The organism is Butyrivibrio sp. AE3003 (assembly GCF_000686065.1).
Taxonomy (GTDB): domain Bacteria; phylum Bacillota; class Clostridia; order Lachnospirales; family Lachnospiraceae; genus Butyrivibrio; species Butyrivibrio hungatei_A.
On the sequence record NZ_JMLX01000001.1, the window covers coordinates 2,818,404 to 2,842,661 of the forward strand.

Annotated in this window: 24 protein-coding genes; 20 read left to right on the forward strand and 4 right to left on the reverse strand. The window is 40.8% G+C overall.

Translation table 11 applies throughout. The features are described from left to right. Nucleotides 1-87: 87 nt before the first annotated feature. Nucleotides 88-720 (forward strand): helix-turn-helix domain-containing protein, encoded by a 633-nt coding sequence (locus CD00_RS0113520; protein ID WP_026656448.1) that lies wholly within the window; start codon nucleotides 88-90, stop codon nucleotides 718-720. 419 nt (nucleotides 721-1,139) lie between these two features. Here CD00_RS0113520 and CD00_RS0113525 read toward each other — a convergent pair whose 3' ends face one another. Continuing rightward, nucleotides 1,140-2,492, reverse strand: a complete 1,353-nt coding sequence (locus CD00_RS0113525) for an ISL3 family transposase (RefSeq protein ID WP_034461900.1) — start codon at nucleotides 2,490-2,492, stop codon at nucleotides 1,140-1,142. Between the two features lie 920 nt (nucleotides 2,493-3,412). Here CD00_RS0113525 and CD00_RS18475 point away from each other — a divergent pair. The 8 genes from CD00_RS18475 to CD00_RS0113560 all read left to right on the forward strand — a co-directional run bounded on the left by CD00_RS18475 (nucleotide 3,413) and on the right by CD00_RS0113560 (nucleotide 8,206). Beyond that, entirely contained in the window at nucleotides 3,413-4,165 is a 753-nt protein-coding gene (locus CD00_RS18475; protein ID WP_051594211.1) for a hypothetical protein, read from the forward strand. A gap of 54 nt (nucleotides 4,166-4,219) precedes the next feature. Next, nucleotides 4,220-5,182 carry a hypothetical protein gene (locus CD00_RS0113535; protein WP_026656449.1) on the forward strand — a complete coding sequence of 321 codons (963 nt, stop codon included), beginning with the start codon at nucleotides 4,220-4,222 and terminating at the stop codon, nucleotides 5,180-5,182. After that, the gene (locus CD00_RS18480; protein ID WP_051594212.1) at nucleotides 5,179-5,370 is read left to right on the forward strand and encodes a hypothetical protein; all 192 of its coding nucleotides are present in this window, start codon (nucleotides 5,179-5,181) and stop codon (nucleotides 5,368-5,370) included. Before CD00_RS0113535 ends, CD00_RS18480 begins: the two co-directional genes overlap by 4 nt. A 33-nt stretch (nucleotides 5,371-5,403) precedes the next feature. Continuing rightward, nucleotides 5,404-5,910, forward strand: coding sequence for a GrpB family protein (locus tag CD00_RS0113545; protein ID WP_026656994.1), 507 nt, complete (start codon nucleotides 5,404-5,406; stop codon nucleotides 5,908-5,910). Nucleotides 5,911-5,978: 68 nt separating this feature from the next. Continuing rightward, entirely contained in the window at nucleotides 5,979-6,842 is an 864-nt protein-coding gene (locus CD00_RS0113550) for a TraX family protein (RefSeq protein WP_185750460.1), read from the forward strand. Further along, nucleotides 6,839-7,360, forward strand: coding sequence for a response regulator transcription factor (locus CD00_RS18485; RefSeq protein WP_330370432.1), 522 nt, complete (start codon nucleotides 6,839-6,841; stop codon nucleotides 7,358-7,360). The genes CD00_RS0113550 and CD00_RS18485 overlap by 4 nt, the downstream gene beginning before the upstream one ends. A gap of 4 nt (nucleotides 7,361-7,364) precedes the next feature. Then, nucleotides 7,365-7,505, forward strand: coding sequence for a winged helix-turn-helix domain-containing protein (locus CD00_RS21425; protein ID WP_334291140.1), 141 nt, complete (start codon nucleotides 7,365-7,367; stop codon nucleotides 7,503-7,505). Beyond that, nucleotides 7,487-8,206, forward strand: a complete 720-nt coding sequence (locus CD00_RS0113560; protein ID WP_026656451.1) for a histidine kinase dimerization/phospho-acceptor domain-containing protein — start codon at nucleotides 7,487-7,489, stop codon at nucleotides 8,204-8,206. Before CD00_RS21425 ends, CD00_RS0113560 begins: the two co-directional genes overlap by 19 nt. 53 nt (nucleotides 8,207-8,259) lie before the next feature. Here the strand turns inward: CD00_RS0113560 and CD00_RS19495 are convergent, their stop codons facing one another. Continuing rightward, a complete protein-coding gene (locus CD00_RS19495) occupies nucleotides 8,260-9,780 on the reverse strand; it encodes an ABC transporter permease (protein WP_051594213.1) in 1,521 nt (506 codons plus the stop codon). A gap of 3 nt (nucleotides 9,781-9,783) precedes the next feature. Further along, nucleotides 9,784-10,503 carry an ABC transporter ATP-binding protein gene (locus CD00_RS0113570; RefSeq protein ID WP_026656453.1) on the reverse strand — a complete coding sequence of 240 codons (720 nt, stop codon included), beginning with the start codon at nucleotides 10,501-10,503 and terminating at the stop codon, nucleotides 9,784-9,786. A gap of 160 nt (nucleotides 10,504-10,663) precedes the next feature. Here CD00_RS0113570 and CD00_RS0113575 point away from each other — a divergent pair, with 160 nt between their 5' ends. The 6 genes from CD00_RS0113575 (at nucleotide 10,664) to CD00_RS0113600 (ending at nucleotide 15,635) form a co-directional block, all read left to right on the forward strand. Beyond that, nucleotides 10,664-11,368, forward strand: a complete 705-nt coding sequence (locus CD00_RS0113575; protein WP_026656454.1) for a response regulator transcription factor — start codon at nucleotides 10,664-10,666, stop codon at nucleotides 11,366-11,368. Next, nucleotides 11,368-12,519: a sensor histidine kinase gene (locus CD00_RS0113580; protein WP_026656455.1), complete on the forward strand. Its 1,152-nt coding sequence runs from the start codon at nucleotides 11,368-11,370 to the stop codon at nucleotides 12,517-12,519. The genes CD00_RS0113575 and CD00_RS0113580 overlap by 1 nt, the downstream gene beginning before the upstream one ends. Nucleotides 12,520-12,613: 94 nt before the next feature. Further along, the gene (locus CD00_RS0113585; RefSeq protein ID WP_242838976.1) at nucleotides 12,614-13,894 is read left to right on the forward strand and encodes an AAA family ATPase; all 1,281 of its coding nucleotides are present in this window, start codon (nucleotides 12,614-12,616) and stop codon (nucleotides 13,892-13,894) included. Continuing rightward, the gene (locus tag CD00_RS0113590; protein WP_026656457.1) at nucleotides 13,884-14,513 is read left to right on the forward strand and encodes a hypothetical protein; all 630 of its coding nucleotides are present in this window, start codon (nucleotides 13,884-13,886) and stop codon (nucleotides 14,511-14,513) included. Before CD00_RS0113585 ends, CD00_RS0113590 begins: the two co-directional genes overlap by 11 nt. Before the next feature lie 64 nt (nucleotides 14,514-14,577). Beyond that, entirely contained in the window at nucleotides 14,578-15,165 is a 588-nt protein-coding gene (locus CD00_RS0113595; protein ID WP_026656458.1) for a nitroreductase family protein, read from the forward strand. After that, complete coding sequence (locus tag CD00_RS0113600; protein ID WP_026656459.1) at nucleotides 15,162-15,635, forward strand: DNA-deoxyinosine glycosylase; 474 nt, start codon at nucleotides 15,162-15,164, stop codon at nucleotides 15,633-15,635. Before CD00_RS0113595 ends, CD00_RS0113600 begins: the two co-directional genes overlap by 4 nt. 1 nt (nucleotide 15,636) lies before the next feature. Here the strand turns inward: CD00_RS0113600 and CD00_RS0113605 are convergent, their stop codons facing one another. Beyond that, nucleotides 15,637-16,095 (reverse strand): GNAT family N-acetyltransferase, encoded by a 459-nt coding sequence (locus CD00_RS0113605; RefSeq protein ID WP_026656460.1) that lies wholly within the window; start codon nucleotides 16,093-16,095, stop codon nucleotides 15,637-15,639. Nucleotides 16,096-16,252: 157 nt separating this feature from the next. On the opposite strand from CD00_RS0113605, the gene CD00_RS0113610 reads away from it, so the two are divergent. The 5 genes from CD00_RS0113610 to CD00_RS0113625 all read left to right on the forward strand — a co-directional run bounded on the left by CD00_RS0113610 (nucleotide 16,253) and on the right by CD00_RS0113625 (nucleotide 24,252). Further along, on the forward strand, nucleotides 16,253-16,783 hold the full coding sequence (locus tag CD00_RS0113610) for a cysteine hydrolase family protein (RefSeq protein WP_026656461.1): 531 nt from the start codon (nucleotides 16,253-16,255) through the stop codon (nucleotides 16,781-16,783). 307 nt (nucleotides 16,784-17,090) lie between these two features. After that, complete coding sequence (locus tag CD00_RS0113615; protein ID WP_051594214.1) at nucleotides 17,091-19,226, forward strand: HD-GYP domain-containing protein; 2,136 nt, start codon at nucleotides 17,091-17,093, stop codon at nucleotides 19,224-19,226. 12 nt (nucleotides 19,227-19,238) lie between these two features. Beyond that, entirely contained in the window at nucleotides 19,239-20,726 is a 1,488-nt protein-coding gene (locus tag CD00_RS20760; RefSeq protein ID WP_051594215.1) for a ligand-binding sensor domain-containing protein, read from the forward strand. Beyond that, nucleotides 20,683-23,469, forward strand: a complete 2,787-nt coding sequence (locus CD00_RS18490; protein ID WP_081811926.1) for an ATP-binding protein — start codon at nucleotides 20,683-20,685, stop codon at nucleotides 23,467-23,469. Before CD00_RS20760 ends, CD00_RS18490 begins: the two co-directional genes overlap by 44 nt. A 9-nt stretch (nucleotides 23,470-23,478) precedes the next feature. Then, the gene (locus CD00_RS0113625; RefSeq protein WP_026656463.1) at nucleotides 23,479-24,252 is read left to right on the forward strand and encodes a response regulator; all 774 of its coding nucleotides are present in this window, start codon (nucleotides 23,479-23,481) and stop codon (nucleotides 24,250-24,252) included. Nucleotides 24,253-24,258: the final 6 nt, after the last annotated feature.

Sequence of the window (24,258 nt, forward strand, 5' to 3'; positions counted from 1 at the left end):
CAACTATTGCGTCATTGGATTTACATGTATAAATGGTATTATTTTCATAGAACGTTCTGAATAAAATTTATATCGGAGGAACTATATATGATGTATTTGCCTGCCAACTTGAAGAAGTACAGGATTTTAAAAGAATTGACGCAAGAAGATGTAGCCGAGTTTCTAGGAATAACTCCGCAGAGCGTATCTAAATGGGAACGAGGCGAAAGCTATCCAGATATTACGCTTCTCCCGGCGTTAGCCAATATATTTGAGACAAGTGTTGATTTGCTTCTTGGGATGGATACCATCCGAGCAGAGGAAACACGTTACAATATTCATAAAAAAGCTGTTGCATATCAAAGAAATGGTGACCTGGATATGGCAGAAAAGACCTATCGTGATGCCTTGCTAATATATCCAAACAAGCCGGGAATGATACTTGGCTTGGCTAGTACATTGGCTTTAAAAGGTGACACAGAAGAAGCGATAGAGTTAATGGAAAGAGGTTTGCCTATTTCGATTAACGAAAAGCAGAAATCAACGATGAGAGCCGCGTTATGTTTTTTATATCTGAAAGCAGGGCGAGAAGATAAGGCCTGCAAGCTTGCGTCACAATTACCGCATATGCGTGAAAGCAGGGAGGTTGTCCAGCCACTGATCAAACAGGGGCTTAGTGACTCTCAAATAGATGAAAATATTAAGACTATCATTTTAGGTGATGGAGAAGGTATTTGGTAAGTGAGTGAGAAGTTAAGTTAGTTTGACTTGATAACACTTCCGTGATAACAATTTGATAACATTAGCTGATACAGTCCATGCGATATGGACAGCTGAAACCAAATGAAATCAAATCGTAACAGAGAACCCTAACAAAAATGTTTAAGGTACAGGTTAAGTTAGGGAACTGGAGTGATAACGAGCCGGGCACGAGACAATTTTAAATGAAAAACACGTAGTGTTTTAGCATAAGATAGGAGGTAGGACAAATGCTTGCATTTATGTCCTGTCTCCTATTTTATGCGTGAAATCCCGAAGGGATTTTCATATAAATTGTCGAAGCATCCGGCGACAACTCCTATAATAGAAATCGCTGTATTTCAGGCTCTTCAGGGGTAATGGTGGGTGAAAAATGCCATCATCCCCAGCATTTATGCTGATCATGCGCCTCGAGGTTTTCTGTTAGGAAGTGGAATCCTCAAATCCGAGCATACTAAGTAGACCATATCGAGCATGTTTTGGATATTGCGAAAACCATATGCCTTGCGGACGATCAGTTTGATTTTGTTATTAGTAGCCTCAATTCGTGCATTGCTCATACCCAGCCGTATTGCATTGAGTATGTGATCCCTGTGACGTTTGATCTTGAGGTATAGCTCCTTGAAAGCATCAATCCTACTGTGACTTGCCCACCAGAGCCACCGATTAAGAGCGGCTTCTGCTTCGTCAGTATCTTTGATTTTTAAGATGAGACGGAGCGTTTCCTTCATTCGGTAAGCTCGATACAGACGACTGTTATTCTCAGCAATCATGGTAACCCGGTTCTGTTGGTTCTCTGTCAGATTTTCGGGAGCCTTGCCGAGTGCATAAGCTGAGTTTTTGATTTCATCTGCTTTAGCCTTGGCTGCATTCAATATAGCGGCTTCCGGATCATCTGCCTTGGGGCGTCCTTTCTTACGAGGATGTTCTTTGGATAAGCGTGTGAACTCAGCGTAGGCTTCACGCCATACTTCACGGCGAACCTCGTCAAGAGCTTCCATAGCCCATTGTACGACGTGGAAGGGGTCAACACAGCGCTCACAATCCGGAGTGAACTCGTTAACGCATTCCGTGATCCACTTTGCTCCATCTCCGGTAACAACCTTGATGGATGAAAGCTGTTCTGGAGTAAGCTGTTTGTAGAACTTCGTCAGCACACCTTTACCATGCCCCTGTGCTGCCCAAACAACGGTATTTGTATCGTGGTTAACGATAACCGTAATGTACTTGTGACCTTTCTTATAGCTGGTCTCATCAATGCCAATGTTTATAAGGTTATCAAGTCTTCTGGAGCGCTCAGGTTCAATGTCATTCAGAGTTCTGTTTACACAACGCCCAACTGTTTCCCAGTCGATGCGCATATACTCTGATACAACACTGCGAGGAAGATAAACTGCAAGCCATCCGACTGTCAGATCAAAGTCCCGGGTGAATCCGCTTCCTGGATATGCCCAAGGAACATAGGCTGTTACAACACCATGCTCAGGACACTCTATACGATGTGTCCACCCCTCAACCTCTACGAGTGTTGCACCAAAGTCAAGGCTTCTCCAAGTGCGCGGCTGATCTATCCTCTGGTCGTAACGAGGACAGCGTCTGTGGCAGAACGGACAATCATCCTGATGCCATTTATCCGTCCGCGCATGGATTCTGAGGTGGGTAACACCATCCCGATCAAGATAGAAGTTTGCATCTTCTACGATAGCATGATTGACATTGAGCAATTTTTTACATAATGTATTAGCAGAAACCATCTGTGGGTACCTCTGGTATCTCTGTAGTATAGTTTGGACGCTAATACATTACAGAAACACAGATGGTTTTTCAATTGCAAATATACATCAGAGGACTGGCATAGTACCCACCATCATGCCAGAAGCCTCGTATTTCAAGCGATTTCTATTATAGGAGTAAAGGAGCAAAGCCCGCAACCTCTAGTATTTATAGGGGATGCGGGCTCTTTGGCGCGAGGCTGAAAACTTGTAGTTGCTTTTTTGTATGTGTTGGAGTATATTCTTATTCAGTTTCAGGATTTCTATAATTTTTTCTTTGAGTGGTTATATTTGTCTTACCACAAAAATCCTTGATATGTGATGTGTTGTGATTTTAGTGTTGCGTGCTGAGAAGCCGAGATTGAGGGTGCTGTTGGAAAAAGCACATAAGCTTTATATATGGCGGCGGAAAAGCTATTTTTTAATATTCCGCTGTCGGAAATTAAGTAAATAAAACATCTATGACAGCGGAAAAAGTAGGTTTTTATAATCTCGCTGTTAGAAAATGCGAATGATGATTATATACGGCGGCGAAAAAGTAATTTTTTATAATTTCGATGTTGGAAACTAGGTAGATAAACAATTTATGACAGCGGATAAGCCAGCTTTCATAATCTCGCTGTTATAAAAAGTAAATGATGATTATCTATTGCAACGAAAATGCCATTTTTCACAATTCCGCTGTCCGAGCATGAAAGGCATGATTGACAAGTGGCAGAAAAAACGAACAACTTAGCTGCATGGTACAAGCTTTTATAATTTTATTTGCAATTTAGGCTTTTATAATTCAAGTCTTTTTATATTTTTAAGGAGGAATCATTACGAAGAAGCAACGAAATTTATTAACGACTAAATATACCAATCTATATTCTGAAGCAAAGCGGAGGTACAACGAGCTGCTTTTGATCAAGAATTCAAAAGAGGAAGCATTAGAAAAAGCGCCGCCGGGGAAAATACATGTGAGCAGAACTGCGCATGGAGTCCAGTTTTATTTGCGAAGAGAAAGTTCGGAAAAATCCGGAAAATATATTCATAAATCTGAAATATCTATGATTAAACAATATCTTCAAAAAGCTTATGACGAAAAGATTAATAAGCTTGTCACGGTAGAGGTTCAATGCCTGAAAAAACTCATCGACAAATCGGAAAATACAATAGATAAGATTCAAAAAGCATATTCATCGTTTCCTACTGAAGCGAAAGAATTAATAACACCTATTGATGTCTCGGACGAGGACTATGTGCAACTCTGGTTAAAAGAGCCATATCAAAGAAAACCTATTCCGGAATATCTTCCTTTTTTTGAAACTAAACGAAAAGAAAGGGTTCGATCAAAGTCAGAACTCAATATAGCCAATGCACTTGCGGACAAGGGGATTCCATATAAATATGAATGTCCATTAAAACTAAGTGGCGGGGGAATAATTCATCCTGACTTCACTGTTTTGGATGTCAAAAGAAGAAAAGTATTATATTGGGAACATCGTGGCATGTTAGACGATAAAGAATATGCGAAGAATTCAGTACAAAGGTTAAAATCTTTGATGAAGGAAGAAATTTTTATCGGAGTAAATTTGATAATTACAGAGGAAACATCAATCAGTCCCTTAGGAACTAATGAGATTGATGCTATAATAAAAAAGTTCTTTCTCTAAGTATTCGTTAGAATATGCATAAAAATATGGAATAAGCTTGATTAAGGAGCAACGATGGACTTTCAGACGGCATTGAAACAAGAAAAACTTGATGATATCCGCAAATGCCCAAAGGCGGATCTACACAACCACTTTGTACTTGGCGGAAGCAGGCGATTTTTGAAAGAACAGACAGGAAAAGATATACAACCAATCACAGAGCCACTTAATTCCATGGATGAAATGCATGCTTGGAATGCGCAGAATATAGGAGAATACTTTAATTCACCTGAAGGGCGTAGAATGTTGATACGGGCTACATTTGTGCAGGCAAAGGAGGACGGTGTCAGCGTACTTGAAATAGGAGAAGATGTCTGGGGGCTGGGTGAGTTTTTTCATGAGAATATAGATGAACTTGTTGAAGCGTTTGAATTATCACATAAAGAAATCGCACCGGAAATTGAGCTTAGGCTTCAGATTGGGTTATCCAGGCATTGTGATGTAGCGTATTTGGAAGATTGCCTTTCTCATTTCTGGGGATGTAAAGCGTTTTATTCAATTGATCTGTATGGAGATGAGTTGGCACAGCCAATAGAGAATTTCAAACCAATCTATCGACGCGCAAAAGCAGAAGGGCTTAGACTTAAGGCGCACGTAGGCGAGTGGGGAACAGCTGAAGATGTGCGTAGAGCGGTTGAGTGCCTTGAACTTGATGAGATACAGCATGGAATTGCGGCGGTGGAAGATTCTTCTGTGATTCGTTTTCTGGCGGATAATCACATCAGGCTAAATATTACACCTACAAGTAACTATCTTCTTGGAAGAGTTAAAGACTTTAAAACTCATCCAATTGCGGAACTTTATCGTAGCGGTGTTGATGTGACAATTAATTCCGATGATGTGTTGATCTTTGATTCAGATGTATCTAAGGAGTATCTGAGACTTTATCAGAGTGGTTGCCTGAATGCAGAGGAATTGGACAACATTAGAAAGAACGGATTGAAAAAAGTTATAAATCAATTGCGGGGGAGTTTATGAAAAAAGCATCAGGAATAGATGGTTCCAGAGATTGGGGATCGGAAAAGGTATATTTACATAGTACAAGGCAGAACCTGTGGAATAATGATTATTTTGAGTTCCTTGTAAAATGCGTATGGAAGATAGATAAGCCGGTGAAAATAATTGATTTTGGCTGCGCGATGCCATGTGATTTCTTATGGTTATAAAAATGAAATTGTTTTATTTGTGAGGTGACATCCATGAGAACAAAACATGTAGTAGTGCTTCCGTATGATGAGAAGTGGAAGCAAGATTTTATAGATATAACGAATGAGCTGTCAGCGGTGCTTGGCGACGTTGCAATTTCTATTGAACATGTTGGAAGCACATCCGTTGAGGGGCTGGCGGCTAAGCCGGTTATTGATATTGATGCAGTTGTAAAGGCGGAGGATGTTGACAGAGCTATCGCGGCGCTTGAAACCATCGGATATACACATGAAGGTAATCTCGGAATCGAAGGGCGCGAAGCCTTTGCATATGAGGGAAAAGAGCATTTGCAGACACATCATTTATATGTATGTCCGGAAGATTCTGCAGAGTTAAAAAGACATCTTGCGTTCAGGGATTATTTGAGAAGTCATCCGGACGACAAGGAAAAATATGGAAATATAAAACTTGAGGCAGCAACGCTATACCCTGATGATATAGATAAATACATTGAGCATAAATCGCCTGTAATAGAGGAGATTTATGCTGCTTTAAATTGATTTTTTCCCATCCTTATAAATTCCTTATAATTACCATCTATCCTCTATTCAACAGGAGGATGACGGAAATGTTTAATATCAAGGAAAAGGGTCTTACAGGTTTTGGTTTGAAATATCTTGCACTGGTGTTTATGGTGCTGGATCATATTCACTACTTTTTTGAATTTACGGGAAAGGTGCCGATCGCGTTTTCGTGGATAGGTCGATTGGCGGCGCCGCTGTTCTTGTTTTGTTTCGTGGAAGGATTTATTCACACGCACGATAGAAAGAAATATTTTTTGAAAATATATCTGATCTCAGTTGTAATGGGAGTGATTCAGTCTGGATTTTATTTCGTCTTGTCGCCTGCGGTCAGAGGCGATGGATTCTTTCCGCAGAACGGGATGTTATCAAGCTTTGCGATACTGTTTGTTGTAATGCAGGGGATAGAGTGGATCAGGGAAAAGAAATGGGTAAAAGGCCTGACAGCTTTGATAGTGCCTTTGATATGGCCGATAATCGCATATTATTGCGTGTTTGTACCATTTATGAATGCGAATAACAGTACCGGATTGGCATTGGCAAATATGTGTGCACTTTCATTTTTGCCAATGCATACGGCAATTGCTGATGGCGGAACTATCACAGTGATTGAGGGAATAATACTTCTTCTTTTCAGCTATTGTAAGAATAAGAAAATTCGCATTTATGCATGGGCTGTTATGTGCCTTTTGATAAATGTGGGCGCTCTTGCGGTAATGGGAATGCAGCTGAATGTGCAGACACTGTTTTTTGATGCATATGAATGGCTCAGCGTTTTTTCAATAATACTCATGTTATGCTACAATGGTGAGCGTGGAAAGGGAAATGCCAAGTTGTTCTACTGGTTTTATCCCGCACATATCTATGTTTTATATGGACTATCATTTATTCTTTACATGGTGATGCGATGAGAATTTTAGCAATTGATGATGAAAAAGAAATTTTGATTCTTATAGAAAAAGCATTAAGAGGGCAGTATCAGGTAGATACTGTCCTTTCTCCGACTCAGTCTCTTCCGCAGGATCTGTCTGTATATAGTTTGATAATAATGGATGTTATGATGCCCGGCGAAAGCGGATACGATCTGCTGGCGAAGATAAGAGCAGTCGTTGATTGTCCGATTATTTTCCTTAGTGCGAAGGCGCTGGAAGAAGACATAGTATACGGGCTTTCGATAGGAGCGGATGATTATATCAGGAAGCCTTTTTCCATAGCAGAGCTTAGAGCCAGAATTGTGGCTCATATCAGAAGGGACAATAGAGATTCCGCAGGTGTGGTGTTAAGAGATGAAAATGTTTTGCTATATCCAAATGAGTGCCGCTTGAAGGTCAGAGGCGAACTCGTGGAGCTTACGAAAAGTGAGTTTGATATTGTGACACTGTTGTTTAAGAACAAAGGGCAGGTTTTTTTCGAAAGGTCAGATTTATGAGATCATATACGGATATGATAAAGACGGCGATGAATCGGCCATTACGGAACATATCAAGAACCTCAGAAGAAAGCTTAAACAGTACGAAATTGAACCTATAGAAACGGTGTGGGGTGTTGGCTATCGATGGAAAAAACAGATGTAAAATTCAGCGGAGTTTTGGGAATATATTTTTTGATAATTTCAAGCTTATTATGTGTTGTGACGGTAGTTGCCGTAATCGTCTTTCAAAATATGACGGCGGTCAGGGCAGACGATACCGAAAAGAAGGTTGAGACATGGATTAAAAATGCTGAAGCTACGGGCAAAATTGATACTAATTCTTTTCCCGAAAATGCGGATTATGTTGCCGAAAAAGACGGCGAAGAAATTGCTTCAGGGATCAATGACGGAAATGAAGAGAAGCTAAGAAAGTACATTTCACAGTATAAATCGAATGGGAAAGAAAAATATCTTGACGGTCAGGAAGCTTATATGGCCAAAAAGATAGGCGATTCTATAATCTATATCCACTACAGCGTTGGCGTTTCGGGAGAGTGGACGGCGTTTGGACTTACGGTTTTGGCATATATTCTGGTTATCCTGGTTCCTTCTGTCGTTCTGATAAACAGGCTAAAAAAGCTTATATATACTTTGGCTGAGGAAAAGTGGCGCAAAGATTATGAGACAAAACAGGAGATGGCGCAGATAGCGCACGACCTTAAAACTCCGCTTACTATCATCAGGGGGAACGCGGATCTTCTTTTGGAAAAAGACCCTGACGAAGACAGCAAAGAGAGTATTGATGCGATAATTAGCAGTGCTGAACGCATTGCAAAAAGCGTTTTGGAAATTCTTGAAAAATAAACGCTTCGCAATATCGCTCGCACGCTAGCATTTAGAGAATAAAAGAGTAAAACTCATTCGTTAGATCTTACATCACTGCGACTAAGATACAGGATAGAAATCATGATAAACACTACAATAAATATCACAGACGAGAGTGTAAATGCGCCGATATTCGCATTTCCCAATTCCCGCTGATTCATGGCAAGGTCGAACAAGGAGAACGGTGTCAGGTAAGGCATATCCTTTGCAATACAGGAAAGACCTGCGAACCCTCCAAGGAATGCGACAATTATGGGAAGGACAAAGTTTCTTATAACAAGCGAAACAAGAACCTGGAAGGCGCAAATAACCCACGAACTAAGGATTCCCAAACCAATCCACTGAATGATTCCCGAAGGCAATTCTCCGTCTATGTGAATCATTGATCCGGCAATGAGATACAAGGCAACGACCCAGATCAGTGAAACAGATGTGATAAAGCAAGTGGCCGCATATTTGCCGAGTACTATCATTGCAGGCCTTTGATGAGTCATTAATAGGTTCATATTTGTTCCGCTGTGTTCTACTCGCCAGATACAGCCTGTAAAAATCCCAATGATGACAGGCATGAAGAAATAGCACAAGAACAGCGTGTGCTGAGTCCACAGTGAGTACCAGCCTTCTTTTAAGATGCTCAGATTGGCGAGATAGTTCACGGTTCCGATTGCCGCCGATATTGCAGGAACTATGAAAAAGGCAATCCAAGCAGGTGACCCCTTCAATTTCAGAATCTCAACAGGACGTCTGTGTAGCGCTATCTTCGTTGTCTTTCGCTTGCTCATTATCTTTTCCGCCTCTTCAACACCGGATTTCTTGAGCAGCATAAGTGTGATACAGGTTAAAAGAACTATCCATCCAATGCAGATGATTGTTGATGTGTAGTCGGGGGTTCCAAGCGCGTATTTTACTTCCCTCGTGTTACGATTCCAGTCCATTGTGACAAAGCCCGATGTCACGAAAGTTGCCCAGGGGAGGAACTTCTGTATGATTGATTCAGGAAGGACCAATGAGAAAAATGCAGTGAAACTTCCAAGAATTCCCACTGAAATACTAAGAGCCTGATTCCTGTAAAAAAACGACAAAAGCAAGTGTATGCTTAGCAGAGTCATGCTGGTTATATAAGTGATCAGCCCGTGTATAAGCAGATATTTAAGCGGGAAGTCGCTGTCAAAACCAAGAATTCCGCAGCAGAGTATGATCGAGCCGCATTGCATTGCGACCAGGATAAGTGTGCATATCGCTCCATAAAGATATTTTGTGAAAAAAATCTTTTGCGGTGTGGAGAAGGTGTATAAGCATTTCAGCATCTCGCCCTTGTGCTCAATGTCCATTAGCCTGGAAGCAAATCCAGCGATCGATACCGGGAAAAACACGCAGTTTATGATGGGAATATTATAAAAGAGGAGCATCCATCCGGCGGAAGTAGCTTCTTTTCCATGGAAATTTCCGTATAAAAATGCCATCTCGGCAACAATCACCGCAATGAATAACAGCAGATTACAGCGGCGTTTATGTTTTTTGAGTTCGATAAAAAGATTTCCTATAATGCCCATTTTTTAAGCTCCTTTTGTCATTTCGAGGAAGACTTCTTCAAGAGAAGCATCGCCGATTTCAAGTTCCGACAAGAGCCCCTGATAGATCATCTTTCCCTTATTTATAATGCCCACATAATCGGCAATCTGCTCAACTTCAGAGAGAAGGTGACTTGAGATGATAACCGTTGAACCATATTTTTCGGGAATACTTTTTACCAGATTCCTGATCTCGTTTATTCCTGCGGGATCGAGACCGTTTGTCGGCTCATCCAGAATGATCAGCTCGGGTTTTCCCATAAGAGCCATTGCGATGCCAAGTCTTTGCTTCATACCAAGCGAATAGTTTTTTACTTTGTCATCTTTTCTGTCATAGAGACTGACTGTGTAAAGAGCCTCTTTTATGTCGGCAGAACCAAGATTTTTATAACGAGCGATTATCTCAAGGTTTTCCTGTCCGTTGAGATGCCCGTAGAAGCCGGGACTTTCTATAAGGCTTCCTGTTCGCATGTTTATATCGAACCTGCTTCCGGGAGACATCTTTTGACCAAGAATCTCCACAGTTCCGCCATCGGGCTGTATAAGTCCCAGAAGAAGCTTCATTGTTGTGGTTTTACCCGCGCCGTTGGGGCCGAGAAAGCCGTATATACATCCTTTTGGAACCGCCAGATTTACGTCTTTTACCCTGAATTTATGACCGCCTTTTTTGCATAGATCATAGGTTTCGATTATATATTTCTTCATGATTTTTCCTCCGCATATTGTTGATAAATACAGTATAAAAAGGAAAGCTTACCTGAACATGACAGCTACATTACAATTACATTACGCTGTGGGCACGGTTATTTCATTGCAAAAGATATGTGTGTATACTGATTATTGAAAAGAAAAAGAGGAAAAAACTATGGTTTTAACAGATTGCAGCATCCTTCTCGTAGATGATGAAAAGCAGATATTGGAGATTAACGACAGGCTCCTGTCAGAGAATGGATTTAAGAATATATTGCGCGCTTCAAACGGGAAAGAAGCAGATGAGATTATGGGAAAAAATCAGGTGGATCTGGTTGTTTTGGATATAATGATGCCTGATATCAGCGGACTTTCGCTCTATGAGCAGTGGACGAAGCAAGGACTTAATGTACCGGTGATTTTTCTTTCCGCGAGGGATGAGGAAACAAGCAGGTTAAAAGGACTCGGACTTGGTGCCGACGATTATGTGACAAAGCCCTATACGCCTGAGGAACTGCTCCTTAGGATAAAAGCGGTTTTGCGAAGGACGTATCACTTAACAGAGAATAAGATTGTCAATCTCGGGGCTGTGAGAGTGGATCTTTACTCGGGAATCGTGATAAGACCTGACGGAGAGGCGGAGCTGACCGCAAAAGAGTTTCAGCTCTTTTCCAAACTATATGATAATCAGGGAAAAATTGTGTCGCTGAATGTCCTAATGGATACACTATGGCCGGATGGGAGCTATGGACTTGAGAATTCGCTTATAGTACACGTCAGAAGGCTTAGGGAAAAAATTGAAGAAGATCCGTCGAGTCCCGAATATCTGCAGACGGTTCGTGGACTTGGATACAGGCTGAATATAAGAGGAAGAAAGTAATGAAAAAATTATCCGGATACATCTTTTCCATGATGCTGGTTCTGGTGTCACTTATAGTGATCGATGTTTTGGTGATGTTCTTTATATGTGTGCAGAAAGAGAAGAAATATCTTGATACGTATCGAATAGAAAAAGTATCGGAGAAGATCGTTAACGAAGGCGGCGTGTATAATGTGGATCAATCCATATATGACCGTTTGGACAGGACAGGCTCTTTTGCCATGATAATTGATGATTCCGGGAACGTGATCTGGAATTATAATAAGCCGGCGGAAATTCCGGATTTCTATGGGATAAAAGAGGTGGCTTCTTTTTCACATTGGTATCTGAATGATTATCCCATTTATAACTGGGCGAGGGACGACGGCATTTTGGTGGTCGGACATCCCAAGGGCAGCATATGGAAGTACATTTTGGAAATAAATATGGAAACTATGGATGGCATGATCAGATTTGGTCCGTATATGCTTATTGCAAATATGCTTATCCTGTTGCTGTTGCCGGTTCTGATAACGCGTAAGTGGATGCTTGCAAGAGAGAAAGCAAGGACTGAGTGGATTGCCGGAGTTTCGCATGATATAAGGACGCCGCTCAGCATAGTTATGGGCTCTGTGGAAAAGGGAAGCATCGAGGAAAAGCAGTGCTTTAAGATAAGAGACCTGATAGGGAATCTCAACACCGAGAATAAGCTGGAATCGGGAACAGGTAAGTGGAGTAGCGAAAAGATAAATCTCACATCGATCCTGAGAGATATATTGTGCGATTATATAAATACTTATGAAGATTATTCTTTTGACCTGGAAGTGGATGAGCAGCTTGAGAACTACAGTATCCAGGCGGACGTAACGCTGATCAGGCGCATGATCGAGAACCTTATTACAAATTCAATTGTTCATAATGAAAAAGGCTGTGAGATGAAGGTTACGTTATCTGAGCGCGGTAATGGTAAGGCTAAACTTGCTATATGTGACAACGGACAGGGCGCACCGGAGCAGAAGATCAAGGTACTTAACGAAAGAATAAAGAATGCATATCTTCCCGAGCATGGCCTTGGAATTCGCGTTGTTAAGCAGGTGGCAAAAAAATATAAATATGCAGTAAAGTTCTCGGCAGAGGAAAATGAGTACTTTAAATGTGAGATAGATTTGTGACAATATAGCGGCCTATATTTTTTGTGGAAAAATATTGCATAAAAAATATAGGCCGCTATAATTAATGTATACCGTACTTTTTGTGGAGGGTTATATGATGATTATAGAGATAAGGGCAAAGAATTGTTTCGCCTTTGATGAACAGATTACATTTTCAATGAAAGCAGACATGCGAAACAAGAAATTTGCTTCGAATGTGCATAAAGAAAACAACTTTAATGTTCTTAAGACAGTTGGTATATATGGGCCTAATAATGCAGGAAAAACATGCCTTATCAGGTGTATTAAGGCTATAAAAAATGTGTTACTTAATAAAACGAACGGCCTTATGTCCAATATTTTTACCGAAAGCGATATATGTGAGCTTGGAATCACTTTTTTAAGTGCCGGAAGAAAGTTCTCATATGATTTTAAGTATGATGTTGGAAAAGAAGAATTTGTATATGAGTCATTTGATGAGATTTTAAAAGATCAGTATAACAATGAGAAGGAAATATGCTGGCTCAGACGAGATGCTTTGAAAGATGAATATACATCTGCCGATACGGAATTGCTTGCAATGATGCCGGTTGTTGCAAAGAACAATGTTATTTTTCATCTGATTGATACGAGTAAGTTTGAACATACAGATGAGATGAAACAGATACTAACAGGCTTTGCGGAAAAAATCGACATTATAAACATGAATAATATTCCTATGGAGCATACGATTGAGCTTATGAAAAATAAGAATAAGCTTCAGGAAAAAGTTGTCGGTTTTATCAAGAACGCAGATCTTTACATGGACAATTTTGAATATGTTGAGATGAGCAACATAAAGTTTAATGGCGGAGATGTAGGGGAAAAGCCAGAAGAAGATGTGCTGGATCTTCCTGAGAAGATTATGGATCAGATAAGGCTGGTATCAACTTATAAGGGAGTTCAGGTTCCCAGTATGCTTTTTGATTCTACCGGAACAAAGAAGATAGCGGCTATGGCAAGCTATGTTATAGAAGCGCTTGAGCAGGGAAGAATACTTGTTATAGATGAACTTGACAGTAGTATACATTTTAAGTTGACAAGGGCAACGGTTGCGATGTTCAATAATGAACTTAATACAGATGCACAGATGATATTTACAGTTCATGATATAAACCTTATGGATTGTAAGCGACTGTTTAGAAAAGAGCAGATATGGTTTGTGGATAAAGATGATAATGGCGTATATGTATATTCACTTGCCGATTTCACTGCTGAGAATGGTGTTAGAGATACTTCGGATATTATCGAAAAATATAGAAAGGGAGCTTTTGCAGCTTTGCCTGAGCCTGAGCTGATTGACACTCTTTTGGGTATAAAGGGAAATGCAAAGGAGGATATGTCTGATGGCGAATAGACTTCCACGCATATCATTCAAGCATAAAGTTTGCATTATCTGTGAGGGAAATGAAGAATATAAGTACCTTGAAAGACTTAGAGAACTTCATGTTTGGAATGATATTTATGACATTTCTTTGGTAAATGCAGAAGGTAATGGGAATATTCCGGCGCGTTATCAGGACAGATATCAGAATGGCTCATATGAAGCAGTCTTGGTGTTTTGCGATACAGAGAAAAAACCATACGAGCAGTATGAAGACATAAAGCGAAAAATCAATGAGTTTCATGGTATAGATAACGCCGCCGAAGAAATAGTAATATTTGCAAATCCTTGTACAATGCAGATTGTATCTAAACATTGGACAGATGAAACTATTAAATCTCCTGCAAAGAAAGTTAATGCACCTCTTATAGAGAGGTTCACAGGTGTAAAAGATTATAAAGGCAAAGCAGCTCAGATTGACGAGCTTATGAAATATGTGACCGATGCAAATTATGATACGATGAGAAATAATATCTGCAAGGCAACAAGGGATGAGAAGCTTGTTGGGAGCACAAATTTTAATAAGCTTATAAGTTATCTTGATAGTTGCGATTCGACATGGATAACGACATTGAATCAGGTATTGGAATAAGATAGGTATGTTATTTTGGGGCAGATTATTTGAATCTTTAGTGGATAGATGGGAGGACAAACACATGAAAGAAATCTCGGCAAGACACAGCATCAGGAAATACAAGGCAGATGCGGTTAATAAGGATGATATAAAGAAAATAATTGAAGCGGGAATTCTTGCGCCTTCTGCGAAGAACAGACAACCGTGGAAGTTCATTGTGATGGAAGGCGAGAAGAAAGAAGACGCTCTTAATGTTATGGAGAAGGGGCTTGAAAGGTCTAAAGAAGAACTTAAGGATGTGCCCGGAATCGAACCGCTTATTTCGGATGCCTTCAATACTTTGGGGATAATGAGGCAGGCTCCTGTGGTTATCTTTGTGGAAAACTCCAACGGAAAAATCCCTTTTGTGGATATCAATGTCAATGACAGAATTACTGAGATTTGTGATTCACTTTCCATAGGTGCGGCAATTCAAAATATGCTTCTTGCTGCGACAGAACTTGGATATGGAACGCTTTGGATCGCCAACACATTTTATGCTTATCAGGAGCTTGCAAGCTATCTTGGAATAGCGGGACAGCTAATAAGCGCCGTTATAGTGGGAGTTCCGGATGAGACACCAAATCCCAGACCGAGGAAGAGTTTTGACGAGATGGTGGAATTTAGATGATAGTACATCCGATACCGCCTCTTTTTGACAAGGATTCGAGAGTGCTTATTCTTGGGAGTTTTCCTTCGGTGAAATCACGAGAAGCGCAGTTTTTCTACGGACATCCGCAAAATAGATTCTGGAAAGTCATTGCGGCGGTTTTTGAGGAGGAAGTTCCGAAGACAATAGATGAGAAGAAAGCGCTACTTAAGCGAAACAACATAGCGCTCTGGGACGTCATTCATTCGTGTGATATAACGGGATCCTCGGATTCCAGCATAAAGAACGTAACGGCGAATGATCTTAAGATAATCCTTGATAACGCTGATATTGAGGCAATATACGTAAACGGTAAGACGGCAGAGAAGTATTACAAGAAATACACCGAAAAAAATATAGAAAGATCCGCAATCTGCCTGCCATCCACAAGCCCAGCCAATGCGGCGTGGAATGTGGATAAGCTGGTTGAGGCATGGAAGATTATAAGGTGAATCAGTTTCCCAGCTCCATTTCTGCATTCATGGGAACAAAGCCATATTTTTCATATAGTGGTCTCCCCATGTCTGTTGCTTCAAGTGATATCTGCGTAATTCCGCGCTTTTTGGCATCCTGAACGAGCATATCCAAGGTTTTAAAGGCAATTCCCTGCCGACGATATGCGGGATTGGTGTACATGTTCATGATATAGGCTTTCTTGCCGCTTGGATTGTGATATGTCGGCATGACTTCATAGTAGCTTACTCCGCCTGCGCCGACAAAAGAGTTGCCTTCCATGACGAGGATAGCCACATGGGTTCCGTTTGCCAGAGCTCTTTTATAATATTCTTTTGAAGAAGTCTCAACCTCAGACATATCTACTGAGTCGTCAAGCTTGTTGGCTGCACGTAATACCTCAATTCGTGAAGTGGTCAAGAGGTCTATATCTTCTAAAGTAGCTATTCTATAATCCATGATGCAAAATCCTTTCAGCTGAATAAATGTAAAAACATTTTATATCACCGTATCATTTGATGTCCATACATCAGAGAATATGAATAGTTGAAGATGATGACTATGGATGTAATGAAAAATCGCGTATAATAAATTATAAACCTTAAGGGAGGACACCATGGTACTACTTGTAATCGACACGCAAAAAGGGATAACGGATGACAGGCTCTATGAGTTTGAAAAGCTAAAATCCAACATCAAGGATCTTATCGCTCTTGCAAGAGAGAACAACAAAGAAGTAATTTTTGTTCAGCATGATGACGGCCCCGGAACGGGATTCAGCGTAGGGGATGAAGATTTTGAGATATTCGATGAATTTGCACCAAACGATGGGGAAAAGATATTTACTAAGAACGTAAACAGTGCACTTCACCCGTCGACAGGTCTTTTGGATTATCTTAAGGGAAAAGGTGTAAAAACTGTGATGATGGTGGGTATCATGACAAACTTTTGCATAGATGCGACGATCAGAACAGGTTTTGACAACGGATTTGAGGTTCTGGTTCCCGAATATACCAATTCGACCTATGACAATGAGTTTATGGACAGGGCATCGTGCTACCGCTACTATAACGAATTCATGTGGCCGAAAAGATATGCAAACTGTATCACTATGGAAGAAGCAAGAAGCCGTATGCAGGGTAAATGAGCGTATTGATACGCCTGAGAGCCTCGAATCTAGCCGCAGAGTATTGTATGATAATGTATAAATATTAAATAACGATAAAGAATACAGCAAGTGTTCGTTGCACAACCTAAAACGTGCTAAAATATTTACGAAAAGTTGATTATTTCAGTTTTTTTATGTTGCATTTTTTTAGGGTGACGAAGTTATGTTGTTTTTTCAGAGTCGAATCTTGCGATTTGTTATATATGATTATGATATGCCAAGAGATGGAGAATGTAAGAAATTTGTTCCATCTTTTGGCATTTTGCGTTTTTTGGAGGTATAGGGGTTGAAAATTACTTTACAAAAAACAAGTCATAATAGATTACTTCGCGTGTTGACCATCTTTTTCGGAATCGCAATGAATGTAGCTATGTCATTTGTTGCCCGCAAGTATGATTTGCCTATTTACCTCGATGCAGTCGGAACTATATTTGTATCGCTGATTGGAGGTCTTTTTCCGGGAATAGTAACTGCGGTACTGACGAATGCGGTCAGCACTATATTTAACAGAGAGGCGATTTATTTTGGCTTTATAAGCGCGCTTGTGGCAATTTATACGGCGTGGTTTGTAAGAGAAAAAAAGTTCGATCATATAAAAAAGATACTTATATTTGTATTTACCGTAGGAATAGGAAGCGGTGCTCTTGGCGCGGCTATTCAGTGGGGCGCTATGGGAAGGCCACAGACCCAGTCGTTTGATGCTTTGGTCGAGGCTTTTACAATACAGTTTGGAATCGGCGATTTTTGGTCCTATTTCATCATCGATATCTTGCTGAATATTCTGGATAAGGGCGTGTCAATTTTTGTGGCACTTCTTCTGCTACATTTTATTCCTGACAGAACATGTGAAAATATTAGGAACAGCGGGTGGAAACAGAAGCCGCTATCGATAAGTGAAGTAAAAAGGATAGGTTCACTTAGTTTTTCTTCGATACATTCTCTTAGGATCAGAATAACAGTGATGCTTGTCGGATGTTCATTGGCGCTTACCGTGATAATGGGAATCGTTGGAATAACTCTGTACTTTAAAAATGCAAAAGCGGAAAAGGCAGAAATTGCCTTAAATGTGGCACGTTTCGCAGCTCAAAAAGTCGATCCCAATATCATAGATGAATGTATTGCCAAGGGCATATATGCGGATGCATATGAGGGAACGGAAAGAGAACTTATCAGTATCAAAGAAGCAGTTACGGGAGTTGACCGTATCTATATAAATCAGCTCAGTAGTGACGGCTGGTACATCGTATTTGATATAGTTCCGGATGGCGTAAGAAAGCACATTCCGGGCGAAAAAGAGAAATTTGATGAGAATATGCAGCCGTATGTCGGAGCGCTGTTTAAAGGAGAAGAGGTTGCGCCTGTTGAAATTCTGTCGCATTCCGGTTGGTTTATGAGCGCATATTGTCCGATCATAGACAAAAATGGAATCTGTATGGGTTATGCGGTAGCAGAGACATCACTTGCGTTTCTTTCAGACTATATGCAGGGCTTTTTGCTACGTGTGTTATTCATAATGACATCTTTTTTTATCCTGATAATAGCATTTGGTCTGTGGAGTACCGGAACAGGTATGGTATACCCGATAAACAGCATAGAAAAGAGTGTTGAGAACTTCATCAAGGCCGGAGATGACCAGGTGGAACTTGATGAGGCGGTAAGACAGATGAGAGCCATTGATATTCAGACAGGCGACGAGATTGAGAAGATGTACAGGATAATATGCGATATGGCGCTCAATCAGACAGAGAAGATCCGTAGTGTAAGAAGATTTTCAGAGGCAACGCTGAAGATGCAGGACGGACTTATCATCACAATGGCGGATCTTGTCGAGAACAGGGATTCCGATACAGGTGCGCATGTCCAGAAAACTTCCGAATATGTAAAGATAATCGTGGAGGGTCTTGAAAAGAAAGGCTACTATCCCGAAAAGATCAGTGCCAAGTTTAAGTCCGATGTTGTCAGAAGTGCTCCTCTTCATGATGTGGGTAAGATCAATATATCCGACAAGATCCTTAATAAACCCGGCAAACTGACACCTGAAGAATTTGAAATAATGAAAACTCACACCACCGCAGGTAGAGAGATTATCGAGAAGGCAATCAATACGGTAAAAGGTGAGGTATATCTTAAAGAAGCAAGGAATATGGCTGCATACCACCATGAGCGCTGGGATGGAAAAGGCTATCCCGAAGGACTACACGGAGAAGTTATACCGCTGTCTGCAAGGATCATGGCTGTTGCGGATGTTTTTGATGCGCTTTCTTCGCCGCGTGTATATAAGGAGGCATTCCCTTTGGATAAAGCGCTGGATATCATAAGCGAGGGTGCGGGAACTCAGTTTGACCCCAAGTGTGTAGAGGTATTTATGGATTCAATCCCTGAGATAAAGGTAATCCTTAATAAATATAATCAGAAGGTTTGATGGAGGTTGCCTGTGAAGAATGTACACAAAAAAATAGCATTCATGGCTATAGCAGCAGGCTGCCTAATGATGCTGATGCATATAAACGTATATGCTAAGTATGATACGGTAGTCGGCACTCATTCTTACTATGGCGGAGGATATGCGGTAACCGGACAGATTCCGGGTGTCTCGTATTCTTATGAATTATATGATGCATCGAATGGTCTTCCGACTTCCGATGCAATGTTTCTTATGGGTGCAAGAAATGGATATATATGGATTGGCGGTTACAGCGGAGTTATTCGCTACGACGGTTCGACTTTTGACAGGATTGATGCGCATTCATATCTTACAAGCGCAAGAGGTTTCTTTGAGGACAGTAAGGGTAGAATCTGGGTCGGAACAAATGATAACGGTGTAGTGGTTCTTGATGGTACGGAGAGTATACACTATTCGTACAAAGAAGGTCTGCCTTCATCATCAATCAGAATATTTGAGGAAGACAACAACGGAAACATCTTTATCGGAACGACATCAGGAGTATGTTATGTTGATCAGACCAATACGCTTCGCGTTCTTAACGATGAAAGAATAGCTGAAGAGAGAGTCCTTAAACTGGACAAAGACACTTCGGGAAGAATATATGGGCAGACTGCCAACGGTATAGTATTTGCGATAGATGACTGTGCAATCACAGAGTTGTACCAAAGCTCAGATCTTGGAATCGGAAAGATAACAACTATCCTTGCCGATCCGTATGATGCCGGAAATTTATACTTTGGAACGGACGAAAGCGTTATATATTACGGGAAATTTGGAAATTCGACTAATAATCTGGAAAGAATATCAGTGGATCCGCTTAGTAACGTACACTGGCTTAACTACGACTGCAACAGAGTCTGGGTTTCATCAACAAGTATGATAGGTTACATTGACACGGACAGTTCTTTTAAAGAACTTACCAATGTTGCGTTTGACAGCGGAATTGAGATGGTTACGTCTGATTATCAGGGAAATCTGTGGGTGGCTTCGTCTACTCTCGGAGTTATGAAAGTTGTTGCAAATAACTTTATCGACATAACTCATGTGACGGGAGTAACTACGGGAGTAACCAACGCTGTTGCTCTGCATGACGGGGATATTTACATCGGAACAGAGATGGGCCTTGATATTATTGGGAAAAACGGCGAATCAATAGAGAATGATCTGACTTTTTATCTGGGTGATGCGAGAATTCGAAGTATTGCGGAGGATAACGATGGAAATATGTGGGTTTCCACGTATACGCATGACCTCGGGCTTGTATGTTATGAAACTAATGGCGAGATTATTTCATATACGACAGAAAACGGAATGCCCAGCAATCAGATAAGGTGCATAACCATTGGAAAAGACGGAAGTATTCTTGTAGGTACGAATGGCGGACTTGCCGTTATAAAAGATTTTGAGATCGTTCGTACGGTAGGTGCTTCCGATGGCGCTAAGAACACGGTTTTTTTTGACTCTGGTAGAAAATGATGAAGGCGCAATTCTTGCGGGTACCGACGGCGACGGAATATATGTAATTGAAGAAGACCGTATCAAAAAAATCGGCAGAGATAACGGGCTTACAAGTGATGTCGTCATGCGGATTGTAAAGGATGAAAAGCGAGATATCGCTTGGATCGTCACGTCTAATTCCATTGAATATATGAAAAACGGATTGGTGACGAATGTTACATCTTTTCCTTATAACAACAATTACGATATGTATTTTGACAACAGCGATAACGCATGGATACTGTCATCTTACGGTGTCTATGTGGTAAATGCCGATGATATGGAAGATGATGCCATAACTGATTTTAAGATATACACGATAGCTAACGGACTTCCGTATGCGATAACAAGTAATTCTTTCGGATATAAGGATCAGGACGGAAATCTATACATGGCCGGAAGAAATGGTGTGGCAAAAGTAAATATCAATAAGTATTATGACGGCACGCTGGAAGTTTTGATGGATGTAAAGTCCATATATTGTGATAACCAAAAAATAGAGCAGGATGAAAACGAAGTTTATCAGATACCTGCTTCGGACGGACGTGTACAGATATCTGCATCTGTAATGGATTATTCTATGATGAATCCCGATGTGCGTCTGTATCTGGAAGGCGGACCCGATGATGGAATTATCACTCAAAGGAGCAAGTTGTCGGCTCTTGAATATACGGGTCTTCCGTATGGAAATTATAAATTGCATGTCCAGATCTTAAGTGCCGGAGGGCGTGAAGTACTTCAGGAAGATGTATTCAACATAAGAAAGGCTCCGAGACTTTTGGAGCTGGTGGTAGTAAGACTCATTCTTTTGATACTTGTTGCATCGATAGCCGGTTTTATCGTATGGCAGGTAATGAGACTTACTGTTATAAAAACGCAGTATGAAGAGATAAAGAAGTCGAAGGAAGAGGCAGAGAACGCGAACACGGCAAAGTCCAGATTCCTTGCCAATATATCCCATGAGATCAGAACTCCTATCAATACTATCATGGGAATGAATGAAATGATAATGAGAGAAGATCCGACAAGTGTGCCCAAAGGGTATTTCATGTCGGTCATGAACTATGCTTTTGATATCAGGAATGCTGCAGAATCGCTGCTTGGTCTTATTAATGACCTTCTTGATATATCCAAGATAGAGTCGGGAAAGATGCACCTTGTGGAACGCGAATATGACACGCAGGAACTTCTGCGTTCCATTGTATCAATGATCAGAATAAGGGCTACGGAAAAAGCGCTAAGCTTTGACGTGGTTATTGATGAGATTCTTCCCAAGAGGATGTATGGAGATGCCGAGAAAATAAAACAGGTAGTACTCAACCTCCTTACCAATGCCGTGAAATATACTGCAGTCGGAGGCTTTTCACTAAACGTGTCGATGGAAGAGCGCAATGACAGGGAGGCAGTTATTCGCATTTCGGTAAAAGATACCGGAATAGGAATAAAAAAAGAAGATATGGACAAACTTTTTACAGCATATGAAAGACTTGATGAAGAACAGAACAGCGGTATACAAGGAACAGGCCTTGGACTGGATATTTCGAGAAAATTCGCGGAGCTCATGGGAGGAACTATCTTTTGTGACAGCGTATATGGAGAAGGGTCTGAATTTATCTTTATAATATCGCAGAAGATTGTAGATGCCACATCGATCGGCATATTTATCGAGCATGATGAAAGCAAGGCGGGTGGACCGTATGTACCTAAGTTTATTGCGCCCGATGCCGACATTTTGGTTGTTGATGATAACCCTATGAACCTGAGCGTTATTAAGGGGCTTCTTAAAGCAACCAAAGTATTTGTGACAACTTCTGAAAGCGGCGCGGATGCTATAGATAAGATAAAAGACGGCGATTTTGACGTAGTTCTTTTGGATCACATGATGCCCGGACTTGACGGAGTAGAGACGCTTGCAAAAATAAGGGAAATAAAGCCCGATATTCCCGTATATGCGCTTACTGCAAATTCGGTTTCAGGTGAGGAATATTATAAGTCGAAGGGCTTTAACGGATATCTTGCAAAGCCTGTGGATATAGAGACTTTGGAAACTACCATTATGAAGCATATTCCCGAGAATAAGATGGAAAAGTCTGAGAGTGTGGATGCGACAGAAGAACTTACCGAACTGCCTAAGGATATGCTGTGGATATATGATGTAAAAGATATATCTGTTCCCGAAGGAATAAAGAACTCGGGAGGAATTTCGAGTTATCTTTTCGGACTGGATCTTTTCTTTGAAACAATTGATGAGAATTCAAGGGTATTGAATAATGCATATGATGAGGGAAATATAAGACTGTTTACGATCAAAGTCCATGCGCTTAAGAGTTCTGCTCGAATCATAGGTGCACTCGGGCTTGAAGAATTCGCTGCCAAGATGGAAGAGGCGGGCAATAATAACGATAGGGTCTATATTGACAGCTATAAAGACAATCTCATGAAAGAGTATGCTTCTTATAAAGAAAAGCTTGGAAGGATTAAGGAGGCCAATGTATCAGATTCTTCGAAAGAGATGATACCTGAGGATGAGCTAAAAGATGCATACGGAGCGCTGACCGATCTTATACCGCAGATGGACTATGATTCTGTTGAAATGATTTTGGAAAGTATATCGAAGTATTCTCTTCCCGATAAGGATGCAGAGTTTTTCAAGGAACTTGGCAGGTTGTTCAAACTGTTTGACTGGGACGGAATGGAAGCACTGATCAACACTTCAAAGTAAAGGAGCAAAATGGGAAAAATCATATCAGGCAAAAAAATCATATTCACCGGAGAAAAAGAGACGTTTATTTTGAGAGCCATTATTGAAAAGGTACAGGCGGTTGGGCTTGAGTGCGCTTTTGTTCCTTTTACAGTAGATGCCCTCAACGCTTCCGGAGAAGACATATCGCTGTACATCCTTTATATGGACGAAGAGGTCAATCCAAGAGAAGATGCACTGCATTTCCTGATTGATACCATGGAAGAAAACGGCAGCAAGCTGATACTTATAGGCGAGCAGATAGACCTTAACAATACAGCGAAGCATTTGAGCGAGAATCTGCTGTACAAGACATTTTCCAGACCCGTCAATAATGATGAATTTATTAAAGCCATAAGGGAATTTTTTGATAAATCCGAATCGGGAGAGTACAGAAAGAGCATACTGATCGTTGATGACGATCCGCAGTATCTTTCTCTTGTAAGACAGTGGCTGAAAGATACGTACAGAGTATTTATGGCTAATTCAGGGCTTCAGGCCATCAAGTATCTTGGAAAAAGCAAGGTCGATCTGATACTTCTGGATCATGAGATGCCGGTAACGAGCGGGCCGCAGGTTCTTGAGATGCTAAGGAGCGATTCGGAGACATCTTCGATACCTGTTATTTTTCTTACGGGTAAAAGCGATAAGGAGAGCGTTATGGCTGTTGTTGAACTTCGGCCTGAGGGATATTTTTTAAAGAATATAAAGAAAGAGGAGCTCTTGGAAAAGCTTAAAGAGTTTTTTGTTCTGCATGGAGTATAGTACAAG

What these genes read in the sequence shown, in the direction of transcription:
- CD00_RS0113520 (WP_026656448.1), top strand. Translation starts at nt 88, where the DNA reads ATGATGTATTTGCCTGCCAACTTGAAGAAGTACAGGATTTTAAAAGAA.
- CD00_RS0113525 (WP_034461900.1), bottom strand. Translation starts at nt 2,492, where the DNA reads ATGGTTTCTGCTAATACATTATGTAAAAAATTGCTCAATGTCAATCAT.
- CD00_RS0113535 (WP_026656449.1), top strand. Translation starts at nt 4,220, where the DNA reads ATGGACTTTCAGACGGCATTGAAACAAGAAAAACTTGATGATATCCGC.
- CD00_RS18480 (WP_051594212.1), top strand. Translation starts at nt 5,179, where the DNA reads ATGAAAAAAGCATCAGGAATAGATGGTTCCAGAGATTGGGGATCGGAA.
- CD00_RS0113545 (WP_026656994.1), top strand. Translation starts at nt 5,404, where the DNA reads ATGAGAACAAAACATGTAGTAGTGCTTCCGTATGATGAGAAGTGGAAG.
- CD00_RS0113550 (WP_185750460.1), top strand. Translation starts at nt 5,979, where the DNA reads ATGTTTAATATCAAGGAAAAGGGTCTTACAGGTTTTGGTTTGAAATAT.
- CD00_RS18485 (WP_330370432.1), top strand. Translation starts at nt 6,839, where the DNA reads ATGAGAATTTTAGCAATTGATGATGAAAAAGAAATTTTGATTCTTATA.
- CD00_RS0113560 (WP_026656451.1), top strand. Translation starts at nt 7,487, where the DNA reads ATGGAAAAAACAGATGTAAAATTCAGCGGAGTTTTGGGAATATATTTT.
- CD00_RS19495 (WP_051594213.1), bottom strand. Translation starts at nt 9,780, where the DNA reads ATGGGCATTATAGGAAATCTTTTTATCGAACTCAAAAAACATAAACGC.
- CD00_RS0113570 (WP_026656453.1), bottom strand. Translation starts at nt 10,503, where the DNA reads ATGAAGAAATATATAATCGAAACCTATGATCTATGCAAAAAAGGCGGT.
- CD00_RS0113575 (WP_026656454.1), top strand. Translation starts at nt 10,664, where the DNA reads ATGGTTTTAACAGATTGCAGCATCCTTCTCGTAGATGATGAAAAGCAG.
- CD00_RS0113580 (WP_026656455.1), top strand. Translation starts at nt 11,368, where the DNA reads ATGAAAAAATTATCCGGATACATCTTTTCCATGATGCTGGTTCTGGTG.
- CD00_RS0113585 (WP_242838976.1), top strand. Translation starts at nt 12,614, where the DNA reads ATGATGATTATAGAGATAAGGGCAAAGAATTGTTTCGCCTTTGATGAA.
- CD00_RS0113590 (WP_026656457.1), top strand. Translation starts at nt 13,884, where the DNA reads ATGGCGAATAGACTTCCACGCATATCATTCAAGCATAAAGTTTGCATT.
- CD00_RS0113595 (WP_026656458.1), top strand. Translation starts at nt 14,578, where the DNA reads ATGAAAGAAATCTCGGCAAGACACAGCATCAGGAAATACAAGGCAGAT.
- CD00_RS0113600 (WP_026656459.1), top strand. Translation starts at nt 15,162, where the DNA reads ATGATAGTACATCCGATACCGCCTCTTTTTGACAAGGATTCGAGAGTG.
- CD00_RS0113605 (WP_026656460.1), bottom strand. Translation starts at nt 16,095, where the DNA reads ATGGATTATAGAATAGCTACTTTAGAAGATATAGACCTCTTGACCACT.
- CD00_RS0113610 (WP_026656461.1), top strand. Translation starts at nt 16,253, where the DNA reads ATGGTACTACTTGTAATCGACACGCAAAAAGGGATAACGGATGACAGG.
- CD00_RS18490 (WP_081811926.1), top strand. Translation starts at nt 20,683, where the DNA reads ATGGCGCTAAGAACACGGTTTTTTTTGACTCTGGTAGAAAATGATGAA.
- CD00_RS0113625 (WP_026656463.1), top strand. Translation starts at nt 23,479, where the DNA reads ATGGGAAAAATCATATCAGGCAAAAAAATCATATTCACCGGAGAAAAA.